We start from the raw sequence: 15,914 nt of genomic DNA, 5'->3' as shown, positions 1-15,914 counted from the left end.
AGCGCGGCGACGACGGACCAACCCGGCCCGTCGCGCCAACCGACCGGCCTCAGCCGCTGACCTGCACCTCGGCGCCGAGCATCCGCCGCAGCGTGCCGTCGCGATCAATCAAATGGTGCTTGAGCGCGCCGACGAGGTGCAGCGCCACGGCACCGATCAGCAGGTTACCGCCGAGACCGTGCAGCCAGTGACCGAGCTGCGCCAACAGCGCGTTGATCGGCACCACCTGCTGCGGGTCGGCCGGGTCCGGGTTCGGCGCCACCAGCTCCAGCCCGAACAGCGACACGCCGTGCCCGCCCAGCGCCGACATCATAAAGCCGGAGACCGGCATCAGCACCGTGGCGACGATCAGCAACCAGTGCACCACTCTGGCCAACCACTGTTCGATCTGGGTATAGCGCCCGACGTGCGCAGGCCAGCCGTTACGGATGCGCCAGAGCACTCGCAGTGCCACGAACAACACGATCAGCACGCCGAAGGACTTGTGCCAGGGGTAGAGCGCATAGACCCCGGCCTGTTCCATGTAGAGCCCACTGAGGGTCAGCACGATCATCATCACCGCGACGATCCAGTGCAGCGCGATGGTATTGCCGCTCAGTCTGGTGGGAGTATCTGGACGCATCGTTCAATCTCCATCTGGTGCCGCCGCAGCGGCGGCGATTGGGTTTCAGGACGGCCAGATTAGGCCGCCCCCAACCATGCTTCCAATGCATAGATGAGATAATGCATATTCACCGGATGGATCTTCGTGACCTCGACTTGAACCTGCTCGTGGTGCTGCGCCAGCTCTTGGAGGAGCGTCACGTCTCGCGCGCCGCCGAGCAGCTCGGTATGAGTCAGCCCGCCGTCAGCCGGGCGTTACAACGCTTGCGTACCCTGTTCGATGACCCGCTGCTGGTGCGCACCTCCGGCGGCTATGTACCGAGCGCGCGCGCCGAGCGACTGCTGCCGAGGCTGCGCCAGCTGCTCACCGAGACCGCGCGACTGGTCGCCGACCCGGCCTTCGACCCGGCGACCTCGACCCAGACGGTGCGCTTCCACGGTCCCGAGCCTGAGATCGGCTGGTTCCTGCCACCACTGTTCGCACGCATGAGCCAGCTGGCGCCGGGAATGGTGTTGGAGGTCCAGAGCGAGCCGCGCGAACACTTCGGCCAGCTCGAACGCGGCGAGGTGCACTTCGTGCTTTCGGCGCTCACCCCCGCCACCGGCGCCGGCGAACTCCACCGCACCCCCCTGGCGCCACTGACCTTCGCGCTGGTGATGCACGCCAACCACCCGCTGGCACGCGGCGAGCTGACGCTCGAGCGTTATATCGCCGCGCGTCACGGCCTGGTCTCGTTGACCAGTCGCGGCGGCGGCCTACTCGGGCAAGAGCTGGTCGAGCAGGGACTGCTGGCACCCGGCGAGCGGCTCAACGAGCCGCTGCGCCTGTCGAGCTTCAGTTCTATCGCCGCCTTCTGCGAGCACAGCGACGTCGTCTTCCGTCTGCCGCGGCGCTTCGCCGAGACACTGAGCCGGGGCCGCGCGCTGGTGGTGCGTGAGGCACCGACCACCACCACCCTGGATCGCCCGCAGATCCACCTCTACTGGCACGAGCGCTTCCACCGCGACCCGATGTGCCTGTGGATCCGTCACCAACTCAAGGCCGCACACGGGCAGTCGGTCGACACCGAACACTGACACGCGACGCACGACACCCTCACACCCCGTTGGCCTCGGCCCACGCCTTGAGCTGCTCCAGCACGCTCAGCAACGAGCGTCCGAAGGCGGTGATCTCGTAGGTCACGGCGATCGGGCGGGTGCTGAGCACGGTACGCTCCACCAGCCCCATCTCCTCCATCTCCCTGAGCCGCTGCGCGATCATCTTCCTGCTGGCACCGCCGAGCTGGCGCGCCAGGTCGTTGAAGCGTACCGGTCCGTCCTGCAGGTGCCAGAGAATCGAGCCCTTCCACTTGCCACCGATGATGCGCATCCCACGCTCGATCGGACAGGGCTCGGGACAGGCATCGAGGACGGCCTTGCACCCATCGGGTATCGGTTCGAGGGAGGGCTTCGGTGTCTTCATGTAGTTACAAAAAGTATACTGATTGACGATGGTTACCGGTTGTCACACCATACCACCACAGTCTCACACGGTGGAGCCGCAGCGATGTCGAACATCCTCATCATCAACGCCCATGAGCCCTACCCGTCCTCACCCGGCCGGCTCAACGCCACGCTCGTCGACCGCGCCCGTACCTGGCTCGGGGACCAAGGTCACGCCATCCGCACCACTGTCGTCCACGATGGCTACACGCTCGCCGACGAACTCGACAAACACCAGTGGGCCGACATCATCCTGCTGCAGACCCCGGTCTACTGGATGAGCGTGCCCTGGACATTCAAGCGCTACATGGACGAGGTCTACTCGGCGGGCATGGAGGGTGAGCTGTGCGAGGGCGACGGTCGCACCCGCCGCGACCCTTCCAAACAATACGGCTCCGGCGGCACCCTGACCGGCAAGCGCTATATGCTCTCACTGACCTTCAACGCCCCCCGGGCGGCCTTCGACGACCCCGGGCAATATCTCTTCCAGGGCCGCTCGGTCGACGACCTGTTCTTCCCCGTGCACATGAACTTCCGCTTCTTCGACATGACGCCGCTCGCGACCTTCGCCTGCTACGACGTGATGAAGAACCCGGACATCGAGCAGGCCCTGAGCCGTTTCGATGCCCATCTGGCAGAACACATCGAGGCAACCGCGACATAGCGGACCGGTCCCGGCGATGGTACTGCCAGCCAGTCCTATCCGACTGGCGGTGCATGACGGCGGCATGTCGTCAATAATCGGGAGCAGCTCAGGTAGAGCGATAGCGGCAGGCCTGCAAGGAACATGACGCCCAGGCCACAGCGCCCCTGATCAAGTCTCGGGACGCGGGATCGGCAGAGACCGGGGACGTGGGGGATGGAGCTGGCGGACGGATTCGAACCGACGACCTACTGATTACAAATCAGTTGCTCTGCCAACTGAGCTACGCCAGCCTTGAGGTAGGAGACCCGGCACCCAAGAAAGGTGCCGGGGGTGGCGATTCTAGCGCGAAGCGCACCCGATGCTCAAACGCCGTCGTCCGTCCCGACCGACGGCACCGACCCCAGCGCCGAGGAGACCGCCGATGAGCCGGATCCAGCCACCCGGACGTCCGTTCGACGACCCCGAGCTGTGCGCCAGCCGCGCCGAACTGGCGCGCGCGCTGCGCACCGTCCTCCCCGCCGAGGCGGTACTCGCGCGCGAGGAGGAGGTGCGCCCCTACGAGTGCGACGGGCTCTCGGTCTATCGCCAGACGCCACTGCTGGTGGTCCTGCCGCGCGATGTCGCCGAGGTGCAGCAGGTGATGCGGCTGTGTCACCAGCGTCGGGTGCCGGTGGTCGCGCGCGGCGCCGGCACCGGCCTCTCGGGCGGCGCCTTGCCCTGCGGCGAGGGCATCGTGCTCAGCCTGGCGCGGCTCGACCGCATCCTCGCGCTCGACCCCGAGGCGCGGCTGGCGCGGATCCAGCCCGGGGTGCGCAACCTCGCCATCAGCGAGGCGGCCGCCGCCCACGGGCTCTACTACGCCCCCGACCCCTCCAGCCAGATCGCCTGCACCATCGGCGGCAACGTCGCCGAGAACTCGGGCGGGGTGCACTGCCTGAAATACGGCCTGACGGTGCACAACGTGCTCGCGCTCAAGCTGGTCAGCGCCGCGGGCGAGCTGATCGAACTCGGCGGCGAGGCGCTCGACGGCCCCGGCTACGACCTGCTCGCGCTCTATATCGGCTCCGAGGGCATGCTCGGGATCACTGTCGAGGTGACGGTACGGCTGCTGCCCCGCCCGCCGCTGGCGCGCGCCCTGCTCGCCGCCTTCGACGACGTCGGCCGGGCCGGCGCGGCGGTGGGCGAGATCATCGCCGCCGGCATCCTCCCGGCGGGACTGGAGATGATGGACGGCCCGGCGATCCGCGCCGCCGAGGACTTCATCGGTGCCGGCTACCCGGTCGAGGCCGCCGCCATCCTGCTCTGCGAGCTCGACGGTACCGAGGCCGAGGTCGCCGCTCAGGTCGAGGCGGTCGAGACCCTGCTCGCGCGCGCCGGCGCCACCGAGGTGCGGGTCTCGCGCGACGAGGCCGAACGCGTGCGCCTCTGGCAGGGGCGCAAGTCGGCCTTCCCCGCCGTCGGTCGGATCTCCCCCGACTACTACTGCATGGACGGCACCATCCCACGCCGCGCCCTGCCCGAGGTGCTGTGCCGCACCGCCGAGTTGGCCGCCGAGCACGACCTGGCGGTGGCCAACGTGTTCCACGCCGGCGACGGCAACCTGCACCCATTGATCCTGTTCGACGCCAACCGTCCCGGCGAACTCGAACGCACCGAGGCGCTCGGCGCCCGTCTGCTCGAGCTGTGCGTCGAGGTCGGCGGCACCATCACCGGCGAGCACGGGGTCGGGGTGGAGAAGCTCGGACAGATGTGCGTACAGTTCAGCGCCCGCGAACTGGCGCAGTTCCACGCGGTAAAATCGGCCTTCGACCCCGCGGGACTGCTCAACCCCGGCAAGGGCGTGCCGACGCCACGACGCTGCTCGGAGTACCGTCAACTGCCCTCGCCCGCACACCCGCACCGACATTGATCGGCCCGGCGCGCGCCGGGCCCACGCCAGCGAGGACGTGACCGTATGACCCGAACCCCATCGATCAGACCGCTGCCGACATGGCGCGCGACGGCGGCGTTGCTGCTCGCGCTCGGCGCGCTCGCGCCGCTGCGCGCCGCGCCGCTCTCGGCGACCCTGATCGCCGAACGCGCCTGCCCGGCCACCGTCGCCATCCGTCACGACGCCAACCCCGGGGCGATCCATCTCGACCCGGGCGCACGCTACCCGGTGGTCGGTGCCAACCGCCCCGACCAGCCCAGCCACTACCTGCTGCGCCTGCAGGGCGTCGAGCCTTCCCAGCGCTGGGTGGCACGCGACTGTGGGCGGCTGGTCGAGGTCGCCGACACCGCCACGCCGCCAGCCCCAACCGGCGAGCCGCGCTATCTGCTCGCGGTGAGCTGGCAGCCGGCCTTCTGCGAGCGCCGTGGCCGCGCGCCGGAGTGCCGCAACCAGACCCCGCAGCGCTTCGACGCCCGCGCCTTCTCGCTCCACGGGTTGTGGCCGCAACCGCGCGACAACGTCTATTGCGACGTCCCGGCGAGGGCGCGGGCGCTGTCGCGCGACGGCGACTGGCAGCAGCTGCCAGCGCTCGCGCTCGCACCCGACACCCGGCGCGAACTCGACCGGGTGATGCCGGGCACGCGCTCGGCGCTGCACCGTCACGAGTGGGTCAAGCACGGCAGCTGCTACGGCGACGACCCCGAGGGCTATTTCGCCGACTCGCTACGGCTGCTCGCCGCGCTCAACGCTTCGCCGGTCCGTGACCTCTTCGTCTCGCGCATCGGCCAGCACCTGCGCGCGAGCGAGGTACGCGCGGCCTTCGACAAGGCCTTCGGCAAGGGCGCGGGCGAGCGGGTGCAGCTAGTCTGTCACGACGGTCTGATCAGCGAGCTGCGCCTCGCCCTCAAGGGGCCGATCGAGGCCGGGCACGGGCTCGACGCGCTACTGCGCGCCGCGCCACCGCGCGCCGCCGGCTGCAAGGGCGGACGCGTCGACCGCGCTGGTCGCGACTGAACACATCGCCCCCCTGCACCCCCGACCGACATCTGTACAATGTGCCCTCGACTTCAGGAGCACGGAGACACTATGGCCAAATACGACATCTATGGGATCGGTAACGCACTCGTCGACATGGAGTTCGAGGTCGACCCCAACGATCTCGGTATCCTCGGCATCGACAAGGGCGTGATGACCCTGGTCGACGAGCAGCAGCAGGCGGCGATCATGCATCACCTTCGTGAACGCCAGCATCAGCGTGGCTCGGGTGGGTCGGCGGCCAACTCCGTGATCGCGGTCGGTCAGTTCGGCGGCAGCGGCTTCTATTCCTGCAAGGTCGCCGACGACGAGCTCGGCCACTTCTATATGCAAGACCTGGTCGAGGGCGGTATCGACACCAACCTCCACACCGAGAAGGAGGCCGGCGACACCGGGCGCTGCGTGGTGCTGGTCACCCCCGACAGTGATCGCACCATGTGCACCTTCCTCGGCATCAGCCAGGGGCTGTCGCCCCAGGAGCTGGTCGAGGAGGCGCTGCGCGACTCGGGCTGGTTCTACACCGAGGGCTATCTGGTCACCTCCGACAGCGCCCGTGAGGCGGCCAAGGCGGCCAAGCGCATCGCCGACGAGGCCGGCGTCAAGACCGCCTTCTCGCTCTCCGACCCCAACATGGTGAAGTTCTTCAAGGACGGCCTGCTGGAGATGATCGGCTCGGGCGTCGACCTGCTGTTCGCCAACGAGTTCGAGGCCATGGGCATGGCCGGCAGCGAGGACCTCGGCGACGCCGTCGCCTATCTCAAGACCCTCAGCCACAGCTTCGCCATCACCCGTGGCCCGCAGGGCGCACTGGTATGGGACGGCGCACAGATGCTCGAGATCGCCCCGGTGCCGGTCAAGGCGGTCGACACCGTCGGTGCCGGCGACATGTTCGCCGGCGCCTTCCTCTACGGTCTCAGCCAGGGCTGGGATCATCAGCGCGCCGGCGACCTGGCCTCGGCGGCCTCGGCCCGACTGGTCACCAGCCTCGGTCCACGTCTGACCAGGGAGCAGGCCCAAGCGGTGCTGCGCGACTTCGCCTGACAACATCCGCCCCGGCACGCCGGGGCCTCGGCCCCGGCGTCATCGCCCGTTACCAGCGGGCACCATCGATCACCCCGGTAACCCCACCATCATGAAGCTCCTTGCGATCGACACCTCAGGTGAGACCTGTTCAGCCGCCCTGTTGCAGGACGGGACCCTGACCCAGCGCCTCGAGACCGCCCCCAGACGCCACGCCGAACTCATCCTGCCGATGATGCAGCAGCTCGTCGACGAGGCCGGGCTGCGGCTCGCCGACCTCGACGCGCTCGCCTTCGCGCGCGGGCCGGGATCCTTCACCGGGGTGCGGATCGCCGCCTCGGTGATCCAGGGCGTGGCCTTCGGCGTCGACCAGCCGGTGATCCCGGTCTCGACCCTGGCGGCGATCGCCCAGGGCGCCTACCGTCGCAGCGGTCACACCCGGCTGCTGGTGGCGCTCGACGCGCGTATGGACGAGGTCTACTGGGGGGCCTTCGAGATCAACGAAGCCGGGCTGGCCGAGGCACGCGGCAGCGAGCGCGTCTGTGCACCCGAGGCGGTGCCACAGCCCGAGGGTGAGGGTTGGTACGGGGTCGGTCCCGGCTGGACGGCCTATGACGCGCGACTACGCCTGCGGATCGGCACGGCGCTCGCCGGGGTGCTCGAGGAAGGGATCTGCGAGGCGCGTGATCTGGCGCTGCTCGCCGAGGCCGAGCACCGGCTCGGTCACGAGGTGGTACCGGAACTGGCCATCCCCGTCTATCTGCGCGATCAGGTCACCCGCAAGGGCTGATCCCGGGAATGACCGACGATCGGCGCCTGCTCATCGACTGCTTCATGGCGGCGATCGCAGCCGTCGGCGGCACCCCGGCGGTCACCCGCGCACTGGAGGCGCGGGCGCCGCGTCATCCGGTCGAGCTGTTCGCCATCGGCAAGGCCGCCGCCGCCATGGCCCGAGGCGCCTGCGACGCCCTCGGCGACGAGGCGATCACCGGCGGCCTGCTGATCACCAAGCCGGGCCACGCCGACCCAGCAGACCTCCCCCGACTCGACTGCCGCTACGGCGGTCACCCACTACCCGATGTCGGTAGCCTCGATGCCGGGCGTGCACTGATCGCGCGGCTCGCCGCGCTGCCCGCCGGGGTCGAGCCACTCTTTCTGATCTCGGGCGGCGCCTCGAGCCTGGTCGAGGTGCCGGTCGCCGGGGTCGATCTCGACACCCTGGTGCGGGTCAACGACTGGCTGCTCGCCAGCGGCCAACCGATCGCGACGATGAATCTGGTGCGCAAGGCGCTGTCGCGGATCAAGGCCGGCGGCCTGCTCGCCGCCTGCCCGGCGGGGTGCACCCCCCGGGTGCTGGCGATCTCCGACGTCCCCGGCGACGACCCCGGGGTGATCGGCTCCGGGCTGCTGGTGCCCGAACCGGAGCTGGCGGCACGCTGCACCGGGCTGCACGGGCTGCCCGACTGGCTCGACCGGCTGGTCCGCCACGGACTGGCCGCGCGCCCTGTACCCACCGGCCCTGGCCCGGAGATCGAGCTAGTGGCCACCGCCGCCCACGCCCGCGCCGCCGCGCTCGCACACGCCCGCGCACGCGGGCTCGCCACCTGGGCACAACCCCAACCGCTCGCCGGGGACGCCGCCGGCGCCGGCGCGCACCTGGCCGCCCGGCTCGCCGCCACGACCGCGCCGGGGCTTTACCTATGGAGCGGCGAGACCACGGTCACACTGCCGCCCCGCCCCGGACGCGGCGGGCGCAACCAGCACCTGGCGCTGGCCGCGGCCATCGCCCTCGACGGTCGCACCGACGTCACCCTGCTCAGCGCCGGCAGCGACGGCAATGACGGTCCCACCGAGGAGGCCGGGGCGCTGATCGACGGGGCGAGCTGCACGCGGGCACGCCGGCTCGGGCTCGACCCCGGCCAATACCTCGCCGCCGCCGACGCCGGCACCCTATTGGCCGCCACCGGCGAGCTGCTGCGCACCGGTCCGACCGGCACCAACGTCATGGACCTGGTCATGGCACGCAAGCACTGAGCAGACGATCAGTCGCGCAGGTAATCGAGCTGGTCGACGTTGAACGGGGTCGGGGTCAGACCGAGCCGGGCGAAACTGTCGTTCTCGGTGCAGACATTGCTCTCGAGCAGCATCTGGATCTGGTCGCGACTGATCGGGAACCAGGGATAGCGGTCGAACAGCCCGGCCATCGCCCGGACCGCAAACACCGGTGCCGGGACCATCGCCTTCTGCTTGCCCACGGCCGCGGCGATGGTGCCGAGGATCGCCTTCCAGCTCAGCCGCTGTGGACCACACAGACTATAGGTCTGGGACTCGGTGCGCGGCTCGGCGAGCGCCAGGGTGAAGGCGCGGGCGACGTCGTCGATGTGCACCGGCGCCAGCTCGAAGGCCCCGGCCTGCTGCGGCAACAACCCGTCGTAGAACAGCGGTGCCGGGATCGGCGCGGCGATGATGTCCTTGTTGAGCTGCGAGCAGAACTCCATGCGCCCACGCGGGTCACCGAAGACCACCGAGGGACGGAAGATGGTCCAGGCCAGGCCCGAGTCCCGGAGTGCCTGCTCGGCGGCGAACTTGGTACGCTGATAGGCCGTACCATCGGGTCGCACCCCATTGGCACTCATGAGCAGGAAGCGACCCACGCCGGCGGCCTGGGCCGCGGCGATGGTATCGACCACGCCCTGATGCTGGAGCCCCTCGAAGGTGATGCCGCGCGCCGGGAACTCGCGCAGGATACCGATCAGATAGATCACCGCGTCGGCACCGCGCACGCAGGCATCGAGCGCGGCGCGCTCGGCCACGGTACCGGTCACCAGCTCGCACTCGGCACCACGCTCGACCTTGGACTCGCTGCCCGGACGCACCAGCAGCCGTGGCACATGACCGGCGCCGAGCAGGTGATCGACCAGATGGGTACCGACGAAACCGGTCCCGCCAATGATTGCAACCTTCATCTCGTAGAACTCCTGTTCACACAACCCGCGCCCAACGCGCGGCTGGACGCTCGAAACCGACACGGACACGGCGTCCGTCCCCGCCTACGGCGAAGGATGTGGGGGCACGAGCGAATGGAGCGAACCCCGGGTGGGGCAGCAAGGGGACGACCGGGGCGCTACGCGAGGCCCCGGCGGGACGACGCCTCAGTGGCTGGCGATCTCGGCGGCACGGTCACCCGACTGGGTGGCCGGCGCACGCTCGAGCACGCCCTGCCAGCGCACTCGACGCACGCTCCGACGCGCCGCACCAAATACCCCGGCAATCGCCTCGTTGGCGCTCTTGCTGGCATCGCGCACCACGACCTGGCGGCCCTGGGCGAGCTTGATGCAGAGTTCGCAGCGCACCCGATGACCGTGGAGCCGGTCGAACTCCTCCTGGATGGTGGCCTGTGTCTCGATACGCTCATCGGTGAAGCGGTCCTCGAGCTTTTGGGCCTCGGATTCAATCTGACGACGAATATCGGCATCGAGCGCGAGGGTATCGCCGCCTATCTTAATGGACATACTTGATCATCTCCCAAGACTCGGTCCGGGCGGAAAGAACAGACCGCGATGTCGATGACCGAGTGGATTCGCAATGAGGGCTACCGCATCGACTGTGATGGCGTCGCAGAGACTTCTCCGGGGAGGAGAACGGACGCGGTGCGATGGACTGCGGCAGTGCCGTGGATCATGGCGGCAAGACCGACGAAAAGCAAGGGCCCCGTCCCTGCCCACGGCCCCTGCAACCGATCAGCAAGCCCTCACAATGATCCGGATCAGCGATTGTCAGCATCGCACAACCCGTTGGGCAGATCGATCGGGACGGAGCAGACCGAAGACACCAGCTCATGTACCCTCTTGGTCTTGTCGTCCAGCTCCCCCTCTGCAGATGCCGCACACCACCAGCGATTGGCTCCTGTTGTTCGCCCTGACCGTGCTCTGGGGCTCATCCTTCGCCTTCACCCAGGTGGCCGTCGAGGCATTACCGGTACAACTGGTGGTCGCCGCGCGACTGCTGATCGCCTGCGCCCTGTTGCTGCCGGCGGCACTGTTACTCGCCCGGCGTCCAGCGCACAGCCCGCGGCTGTGGGCGGTCTATGGACTGATCGCGCTGTTCGGCAGCGCCCTGCCCTACTCACTGGTGACCTGGGGACAGCAGACGGTGGCCAGCGCCCAGGCCGGCATCCTGATGGCGGCGATGCCCCTGGCGACCCTCGGCATGGCGCACTATCTCGTCCCCGGCGAGCGTATGAACCGCCATCGCGCCGGGGGGTTCCTGATCGGTTTCTGTGGGGTGGCAGTCCTGCTGGGCCCAGCGATCTGGCGCGAGGTCGACCCCCAGCAGCTCCCGGCGATGGCCGCGATCCTGCTCGCCGCCTGCTGCTACGCCATCACCTCGATCCTGGCGCGCCTGCGACCACCGAGCGACGCGCTCTACAGCGCCGCGGCAACGACCACCTTGGCGACCCTGATGCTGCTCCCGGCACTGCTCGCGCTACCGGCCGACCCAACCGCCACCCTACCCACGGGACGCCACCTGCTCGCCCTATTCGCCCTCGGTGCCGGCTCGACCGCGCTGGCGGCAATCCTCTACATGCATCTGGTCAAGCGCACTGGCGCGGCCTTCGTCTCCCAGCTCAACTATCTGATCCCACTGTGGGCGCTGGGGGTGGGCGTCGGCCTACTCGGCGAGCCGCTCGCCCCACGCCATCTGATCGCCCTGGCGTTGATCCTCGGCGGCATGGCCGTGGTGCGACGCGAACACCAACCCCCGACCAAGATCCGTGTGGTTCAATCGAGTTCGGATTCGAACAGGTCGGCGAAGGCGCGGGCAAAGCGTCGATAGGCCTCCCAGCCGTCCTGATCCATCACCTGATCGATCACCCAGCGATTTTCCTGCCCCTCGCCCATCAGCCGCTGGATCTCGAAACCGAGATGACGGAACCACGGATAACTCGGCCCCTCGTCGGTAAAGCCGTACTCGGCATAGTCCCCGGAGCGGGTATTGAGGCGCTCGATAAAGGCCGCACCGTGCGCACCCGGTCCGAGCAGGTCGGTGGCGTTGTCCTGGACGTGGTCGAACACCCGCCGCGCCAGCCCGGTGATCAGGATCCGGCGTCGCTCCTCGTCGAGACGGGTGTGGGCGAGCCGATCGGCGATCTGGATCAGGAACACCAGATATTCCTCGATCACCGCCAGGCGCTGAGCGTCGTCACGGTAGGCGAAACGCGCGCAGTGCAGGTTGATCGCACGATCGAGGGCGATGCGCCAGGCGATGAAGGCCAGCGCGCCAGCGATCTCGTCGAGCGCGCGGGCGCGCTCCGGGTTCGACCAGTGACTCTTGATCCGCAATGCCATTGTCTGTCCCCTGTCGGTTGTCGAACGTGCTCAATCGCGCAGCACCGGATGGACCCAGTCGATGCCCTCACCCCGGTACGACACCCCAGCGGTCACGAACCTGCGCAGCCCCGAGCGCAGCTCCGGGGGCAGCGGCCCGACCCGGCGTTGCAGCGCCCCGAAACCGACCCCCTGACGCACCAGATAGACCAGATAGCTGTGCCACAGCGCCTCGGCGTCGACGCCGCGCCGCTCGCGTAACCTCGAGGCCCCGGCAGCCCGGCCCAACACCGCATCGAGACGCGCCAGCCCCGGCACCGCAGCCCCCGTCTCCCAACCCGCGAGCAGCGGCTCGAGCCAGCCCCAGGCGGCCGGTGCAAGCGCCAGCTCGCGCCGCCCTCCCCCGGGGACCTCGACCGTCCCCAGGGCGCGATCGAAGCACTCGGGCTCAAGCAACGCCAGCTCCCGCCGCGCCACCCCGGAGAGCAGCAGCGCGCAGAGCCCCCGCACCTCGGCATCGACATCGCGCAACAGCAGCTCAATCTCGGCCGGTTCGAGCAAACGCGGCAGACGCGGCAGGTCGATCACCGCCGCGCGCGGCCCCTGGGCCTCGAGCGAGGCCGCCTCCACACCCGCATCGAACACCCGCACGCGAGGCTCGACCAAGCGTCCGTCCTCCCCCTCGCCGTCGAGACGCACACCGACATAGGAGACCCGGGGCGCACTCGCCCGCTCGCCGAGATAATCGGTCAGCCAGGTCAGAAACAGCGCGGCCATGAAGGCCGCGGCGAGCCCGATGAGCAGGTCACGCGGGTAATCGGGACGTAACGGCAACGTCGGCGCATAGGCCCACTCGACGACCTGGATCGGGGGGTACTGCGCGAAGTCGCGCAACGCGATCTCGGCCAGGCGCTGGGCATTCTCGGCGAAGCGCGCCTCGTGCCGTTCCAGACCCTCGCGCAACCCCTCGAAGGTGGCAAAGTGATGGGTGAAGGTCTGCACCGCGTGCTGTTGTCGCTCACGCTCGGTCTCGAGCAGGGCGACACGCGCGCGCGCCGCCTCCAACGCCTGGCGGGCCTCGTCGCGCACGGTGATGCGCGCGACCAACAACGCGCGTTCCAACGACTGCTCGAGCGCCGCCTGCTCACCCGGCAGGTCACGCAACGCCGGATCGAGATCGATATAGGCCTGGGTGTAGCGCGCATAGAGTTGGTCGAGGCGCTCGCGACCGCGCTCGACATACTGCTGCAATCGCGCGATATCAGCCCGTTGTTCACGCGGGATCAAGCGCTCGCCACGCGCCACCGCCTCATCGAGGGCCTGCAACCGGGCCAGCGCCTCGACCTCTTGACTACGCGCCTCGCCGAGCGCGTCGTTGAGGTCCTCCAACTCGGCCAGCACGCGACTCTCGGCGCGCTCGATACCGACGATGTCGTGCGCCGCTGCAAAGCCCTCGAGCTCGGCGCGCGCCGTCTCGATACGCCGCTCCAATTGCGTCTGCTGCTGTTCGAGTTCGCTGCTGGTGAGACCGACACGGCCCTCGACCTGCGCGGCGCGCAACCGCTCGTAGGCACGCGCCCAATGATTGACGATCAGTGCCAGACGCTCCGGGTCGCCGCCCTCGGCACGCAGCTCGAGCAGATTGGTCTCGGGGACCGGCACCACGGCGAGGCCAGCGCGCAGCTCCGGCACGTCACGCACCACCCCGACCGCCGCGAGATCAACGGCAAGCTGTTCGAGCAGCGCCTCACCGAGCAACAACCGACGCTGGATCATCACATGCTCGGGGTCGGCGCTGGCACTCGGCGCATCGACCGCCTTGGGCTTGACCGTGAGTACCGAGGCGGTGGCGCGATAGACCGGCTCGCGCCCATAGACGATGCCCAGCGCCAGGGTCACGCAGAGGACACTGGCCAGGACGAAGACCAGGGCACGACGGCCGAGCAATGGATGTATTCGGGCGACACGATGCGAGGAGCGGCGAGTCACGGGCAATCACCTCCGGGCAGGGCGCGCCCATTGAGGTGGCGCGCCGGATGACGACGACGGAGCAGACGGCCATGGCCTTGCCACTCCTTGCGCATGGTCGTCGAGCCCATCCCCGGCATCGCCCTCAGGCCGTCGCGGCGGCGACGAACCTGGCACAGTTGGCGCTCAGGTCGCCGCGATGCAGATCGCCCCCGATCAGGAGGATGGCGTCGCGACCGTAAAATTCGAGTAGTGACTTGACCCGATCGAGACGCATCCCGCCCGCCGGGACCGGCAGCATCGGGCGCAACCCGGCAAAGGGACGGCTGGCCCCCGCGACCAGCGCGCGACACACCTCCGGGGTATAAGCAAAGCGCCCGCCCCAACTCGGGAAGATGGTCGCATCGGCCCCGGCCAGACGATTGAACAGGCCATAGAGCACAGCGTGCGCGAGCCCGCCGTCGGGGCTGGCGCAGTGCGCGCCCTGGAAGGCGGGATGCGCGAGGATCGGCAACCCCAGGCTGTCGTCATCGGCCAGCGCGCGCATGGCATCGAGGCCGACCAGCCCGGGACAGACCAGCAACCCGCCGGCACCGACCGCGCGCGCCAACCGCGCGCGTGCCCTCAGCTCGTCGGCCGGCGCGGTGACATTGGGAAGATAACGCGCGTGACCACCACACTCACGATTGGCGCGCGCCACCGCCTCGGCACACAACCGCACCCGAGGCTCGAAGCGACAGAAGGACTGGTCGGTGAGCCCGTGGTCGTCCTTGATCAGGTCGATACCGCCGCACGCCAACCGGTAGGCCAGCTCGGCCAGCTCGGCGGGCGAGCGCCCCATCGGCTTAAGCGCGGTGCAGAGCAGCGGGCGCGCCGGATCGCCGCAACAGGCACGCAGCCCCTCGCGCCCGAAGCGCGGACCGCGATAACCGGCGGCGAACCCGGGCGGCAGTTCGAGGTCGACCAACCGCACCCCGGACTGAAGGCTGATGTTGCCGAACACCAGATTGATCAGCTGGGTCAGCTCGGCCCCCGCCGCCTCCACCGCATAGGCCACCACCAGCTCGAAGCGCCCCGGCGCGAGCGGGCGCAGCGCGCGCACCTCGCCGATCACCTGATCATGGATCGCGGTCTCGGCGATCAGCTCGGGGGGGAACTCGACGGTCTGCTCGACACAGATCGCCCGTGCCCGCGCCTCGGCCTCGGCGGCGCTCGCGCGCAGGTGATAGGTGGCGGTCAGTCGCTCGCCGCTCAGCGCGAGCCGGGTGCTGTCCTGCATGACGATGGGGTCCGGTGACGATCGAGGGCCATAGACTAGCCGATCCCCCCGCAGGGGTCTCGATCACCCGACCCCTGGACGCCAGGCGGCCCGCGCCAGCCGACACAACCGATGGGGACGCAGTCGATGTCCCGGCGGAAGCGCCGGATGCTCGAAGGGTTGAGGGTCGGGACGCATGCCGAGACGCGCCATCAGCGCCAGCGAGCGCTGGTTGTGGAGGCTGGTGAAGGCAACGATCTCGTCGAGCCCGAGGCGGGCGAAACCGAAGCCCAGCGCCGCGCGCGCCGCCTCGCCGGCGTAGCCCTGGCCCCAGGCATGATGGGCCAGACGCCAGCCGATCTCGACGGCAGGGGCGAAGGGTAGCTCGGCGCCACAGCGATGCAGCCCGACGAGCCCCAGGAAGGCACCCTCGGCGCGCCTCTCCACGGCCCAGAAGCCCCAGCCCTGAACAGCGATCAAGTGCCGGCAGCGCGCCGCCATGGCCGTGCTCTCGGCGCGACTGAGCGGACGCGGCAGCCAAGCCATCACCCGGGGATCGGCGTTGAGCGCGGCGAAGGCGGCGAGGTCGCGCCCGTGCCACTGACGCAGCCGCAGCCGCGCGGTCTCGAGCACGGGTGCCACGAC

Annotated in this window: 16 protein-coding genes and 1 tRNA gene; 8 read left to right on the top strand and 9 right to left on the bottom strand. The window is 69.3% G+C overall.

Annotation, left to right across the window (positions count from 1 at the left end):
* Positions 1–49 precede the first annotated feature (49 nt).
* On the bottom strand, positions 50–622 hold the full coding sequence (locus HF203_RS13120; RefSeq protein ID WP_168670432.1) for a cytochrome b: 573 nt from the start codon (positions 620–622) through the stop codon (positions 50–52).
* A 116-nt stretch (positions 623–738) separates the two neighbouring features.
* Between HF203_RS13120 and HF203_RS13115 the strand changes: the two genes are divergently transcribed.
* A complete protein-coding gene (locus HF203_RS13115; RefSeq protein ID WP_168670430.1) occupies positions 739–1,680 on the top strand; it encodes a LysR family transcriptional regulator in 942 nt (313 codons plus the stop codon).
* A 19-nt stretch (positions 1,681–1,699) separates the two neighbouring features.
* Here the strand turns inward: HF203_RS13115 and HF203_RS13110 are convergent, their stop codons facing one another.
* Positions 1,700–2,065, bottom strand: coding sequence for a winged helix-turn-helix transcriptional regulator (locus tag HF203_RS13110; RefSeq protein ID WP_168670428.1), 366 nt, complete (start codon positions 2,063–2,065; stop codon positions 1,700–1,702).
* An 84-nt stretch (positions 2,066–2,149) separates the two neighbouring features.
* On the opposite strand from HF203_RS13110, the gene HF203_RS13105 reads away from it, so the two are divergent.
* Entirely contained in the window at positions 2,150–2,749 is a 600-nt protein-coding gene (locus HF203_RS13105; protein WP_168670426.1) for an NAD(P)H-dependent oxidoreductase, read from the top strand.
* Positions 2,750–2,945: 196 nt separating this feature from the next.
* On the opposite strand, the gene HF203_RS13100 is transcribed toward HF203_RS13105, so the two are convergent.
* Positions 2,946–3,021 (bottom strand) — tRNA-Thr (locus HF203_RS13100).
* Positions 3,022–3,152: 131 nt separating this feature from the next.
* Here HF203_RS13100 and HF203_RS13095 point away from each other — a divergent pair.
* The 5 genes from HF203_RS13095 (at position 3,153) to HF203_RS13075 (ending at position 8,750) form a co-directional block, all read left to right on the top strand.
* Positions 3,153–4,640 carry an FAD-linked oxidase C-terminal domain-containing protein gene (locus HF203_RS13095; protein ID WP_168670424.1) on the top strand — a complete coding sequence of 496 codons (1,488 nt, stop codon included), beginning with the start codon at positions 3,153–3,155 and terminating at the stop codon, positions 4,638–4,640.
* 45 nt (positions 4,641–4,685) lie between these two features.
* Entirely contained in the window at positions 4,686–5,675 is a 990-nt protein-coding gene (locus HF203_RS13090) for a ribonuclease T2 family protein (RefSeq protein ID WP_168670422.1), read from the top strand.
* Positions 5,676–5,747: 72 nt separating this feature from the next.
* Positions 5,748–6,737 carry an adenosine kinase gene (locus HF203_RS13085; RefSeq protein WP_168670420.1) on the top strand — a complete coding sequence of 330 codons (990 nt, stop codon included), beginning with the start codon at positions 5,748–5,750 and terminating at the stop codon, positions 6,735–6,737.
* Between the two features lie 91 nt (positions 6,738–6,828).
* The gene (gene tsaB, locus HF203_RS13080; protein WP_168670418.1) at positions 6,829–7,506 is read left to right on the top strand and encodes a tRNA (adenosine(37)-N6)-threonylcarbamoyltransferase complex dimerization subunit type 1 TsaB; all 678 of its coding nucleotides are present in this window, start codon (positions 6,829–6,831) and stop codon (positions 7,504–7,506) included.
* Positions 7,507–7,514: 8 nt separating this feature from the next.
* Positions 7,515–8,750: a DUF4147 domain-containing protein gene (locus HF203_RS13075; protein WP_210424776.1), complete on the top strand. Its 1,236-nt coding sequence runs from the start codon at positions 7,515–7,517 to the stop codon at positions 8,748–8,750.
* A gap of 8 nt (positions 8,751–8,758) precedes the next feature.
* Here the strand turns inward: HF203_RS13075 and HF203_RS13070 are convergent, their stop codons facing one another.
* Together HF203_RS13070 and HF203_RS13065 are read right to left on the bottom strand one after the other, a co-directional pair.
* Positions 8,759–9,682: an SDR family oxidoreductase gene (locus HF203_RS13070; RefSeq protein WP_168670416.1), complete on the bottom strand. Its 924-nt coding sequence runs from the start codon at positions 9,680–9,682 to the stop codon at positions 8,759–8,761.
* 186 nt (positions 9,683–9,868) lie between these two features.
* Positions 9,869–10,228, bottom strand: coding sequence for an HPF/RaiA family ribosome-associated protein (locus tag HF203_RS13065; RefSeq protein WP_168670414.1), 360 nt, complete (start codon positions 10,226–10,228; stop codon positions 9,869–9,871).
* A 367-nt stretch (positions 10,229–10,595) separates the two neighbouring features.
* Here HF203_RS13065 and HF203_RS13060 point away from each other — a divergent pair, with 367 nt between their 5' ends.
* Positions 10,596–11,552 carry a DMT family transporter gene (locus tag HF203_RS13060; RefSeq protein WP_168670412.1) on the top strand — a complete coding sequence of 319 codons (957 nt, stop codon included), beginning with the start codon at positions 10,596–10,598 and terminating at the stop codon, positions 11,550–11,552.
* Here the strand turns inward: HF203_RS13060 and HF203_RS13055 are convergent.
* The 4 genes from HF203_RS13055 to HF203_RS13040 form a co-directional block, all read right to left on the bottom strand.
* Positions 11,498–12,064, bottom strand: a complete 567-nt coding sequence (locus tag HF203_RS13055) for a hypothetical protein (protein ID WP_168670410.1) — start codon at positions 12,062–12,064, stop codon at positions 11,498–11,500. The two genes, HF203_RS13060 and HF203_RS13055, sit on opposite strands and share 55 nt — an antisense overlap.
* 30 nt (positions 12,065–12,094) lie before the next feature.
* A complete protein-coding gene (locus tag HF203_RS13050; RefSeq protein WP_168670408.1) occupies positions 12,095–14,032 on the bottom strand; it encodes a GumC family protein in 1,938 nt (645 codons plus the stop codon).
* A 124-nt stretch (positions 14,033–14,156) separates the two neighbouring features.
* Positions 14,157–15,290: a RuBisCO large subunit C-terminal-like domain-containing protein gene (locus tag HF203_RS13045; protein WP_168670406.1), complete on the bottom strand. Its 1,134-nt coding sequence runs from the start codon at positions 15,288–15,290 to the stop codon at positions 14,157–14,159.
* A 63-nt stretch (positions 15,291–15,353) separates the two neighbouring features.
* A complete protein-coding gene (locus HF203_RS13040) occupies positions 15,354–15,911 on the bottom strand; it encodes a GNAT family N-acetyltransferase (RefSeq protein WP_168670404.1) in 558 nt (185 codons plus the stop codon).
* Positions 15,912–15,914 lie beyond the last annotated feature (3 nt).

This window comes from Marichromatium bheemlicum, assembly GCF_012276755.1.
Lineage (GTDB): Bacteria > Pseudomonadota > Gammaproteobacteria > Chromatiales > Chromatiaceae > Marichromatium > Marichromatium bheemlicum.
The sequence above is the reverse complement of the archived record's forward strand: the minus strand, read 5'-3'. Positions and strand labels throughout refer to the sequence as shown.

Bases quoted from the DNA above. Each gene is read 5' to 3' on its own strand.
- HF203_RS13065 (WP_168670414.1), bottom strand. From the start codon at position 10,228: ATGTCCATTAAGATAGGCGGCGATACCCTCGCGCTCGATGCCGATATT.
- HF203_RS13115 (WP_168670430.1), top strand. From the start codon at position 739: ATGGATCTTCGTGACCTCGACTTGAACCTGCTCGTGGTGCTGCGCCAG.
- HF203_RS13120 (WP_168670432.1), bottom strand. From the start codon at position 622: ATGCGTCCAGATACTCCCACCAGACTGAGCGGCAATACCATCGCGCTG.
- tsaB (WP_168670418.1), top strand. From the start codon at position 6,829: ATGAAGCTCCTTGCGATCGACACCTCAGGTGAGACCTGTTCAGCCGCC.
- HF203_RS13045 (WP_168670406.1), bottom strand. From the start codon at position 15,290: ATGCAGGACAGCACCCGGCTCGCGCTGAGCGGCGAGCGACTGACCGCC.
- HF203_RS13095 (WP_168670424.1), top strand. From the start codon at position 3,153: ATGAGCCGGATCCAGCCACCCGGACGTCCGTTCGACGACCCCGAGCTG.
- HF203_RS13090 (WP_168670422.1), top strand. From the start codon at position 4,686: ATGACCCGAACCCCATCGATCAGACCGCTGCCGACATGGCGCGCGACG.
- HF203_RS13105 (WP_168670426.1), top strand. From the start codon at position 2,150: ATGTCGAACATCCTCATCATCAACGCCCATGAGCCCTACCCGTCCTCA.
- HF203_RS13085 (WP_168670420.1), top strand. From the start codon at position 5,748: ATGGCCAAATACGACATCTATGGGATCGGTAACGCACTCGTCGACATG.
- HF203_RS13110 (WP_168670428.1), bottom strand. From the start codon at position 2,065: ATGAAGACACCGAAGCCCTCCCTCGAACCGATACCCGATGGGTGCAAG.
- HF203_RS13060 (WP_168670412.1), top strand. From the start codon at position 10,596: ATGCCGCACACCACCAGCGATTGGCTCCTGTTGTTCGCCCTGACCGTG.
- HF203_RS13070 (WP_168670416.1), bottom strand. From the start codon at position 9,682: ATGAAGGTTGCAATCATTGGCGGGACCGGTTTCGTCGGTACCCATCTG.
- HF203_RS13055 (WP_168670410.1), bottom strand. From the start codon at position 12,064: ATGGCATTGCGGATCAAGAGTCACTGGTCGAACCCGGAGCGCGCCCGC.
- HF203_RS13075 (WP_210424776.1), top strand. From the start codon at position 7,515: ATGACCGACGATCGGCGCCTGCTCATCGACTGCTTCATGGCGGCGATC.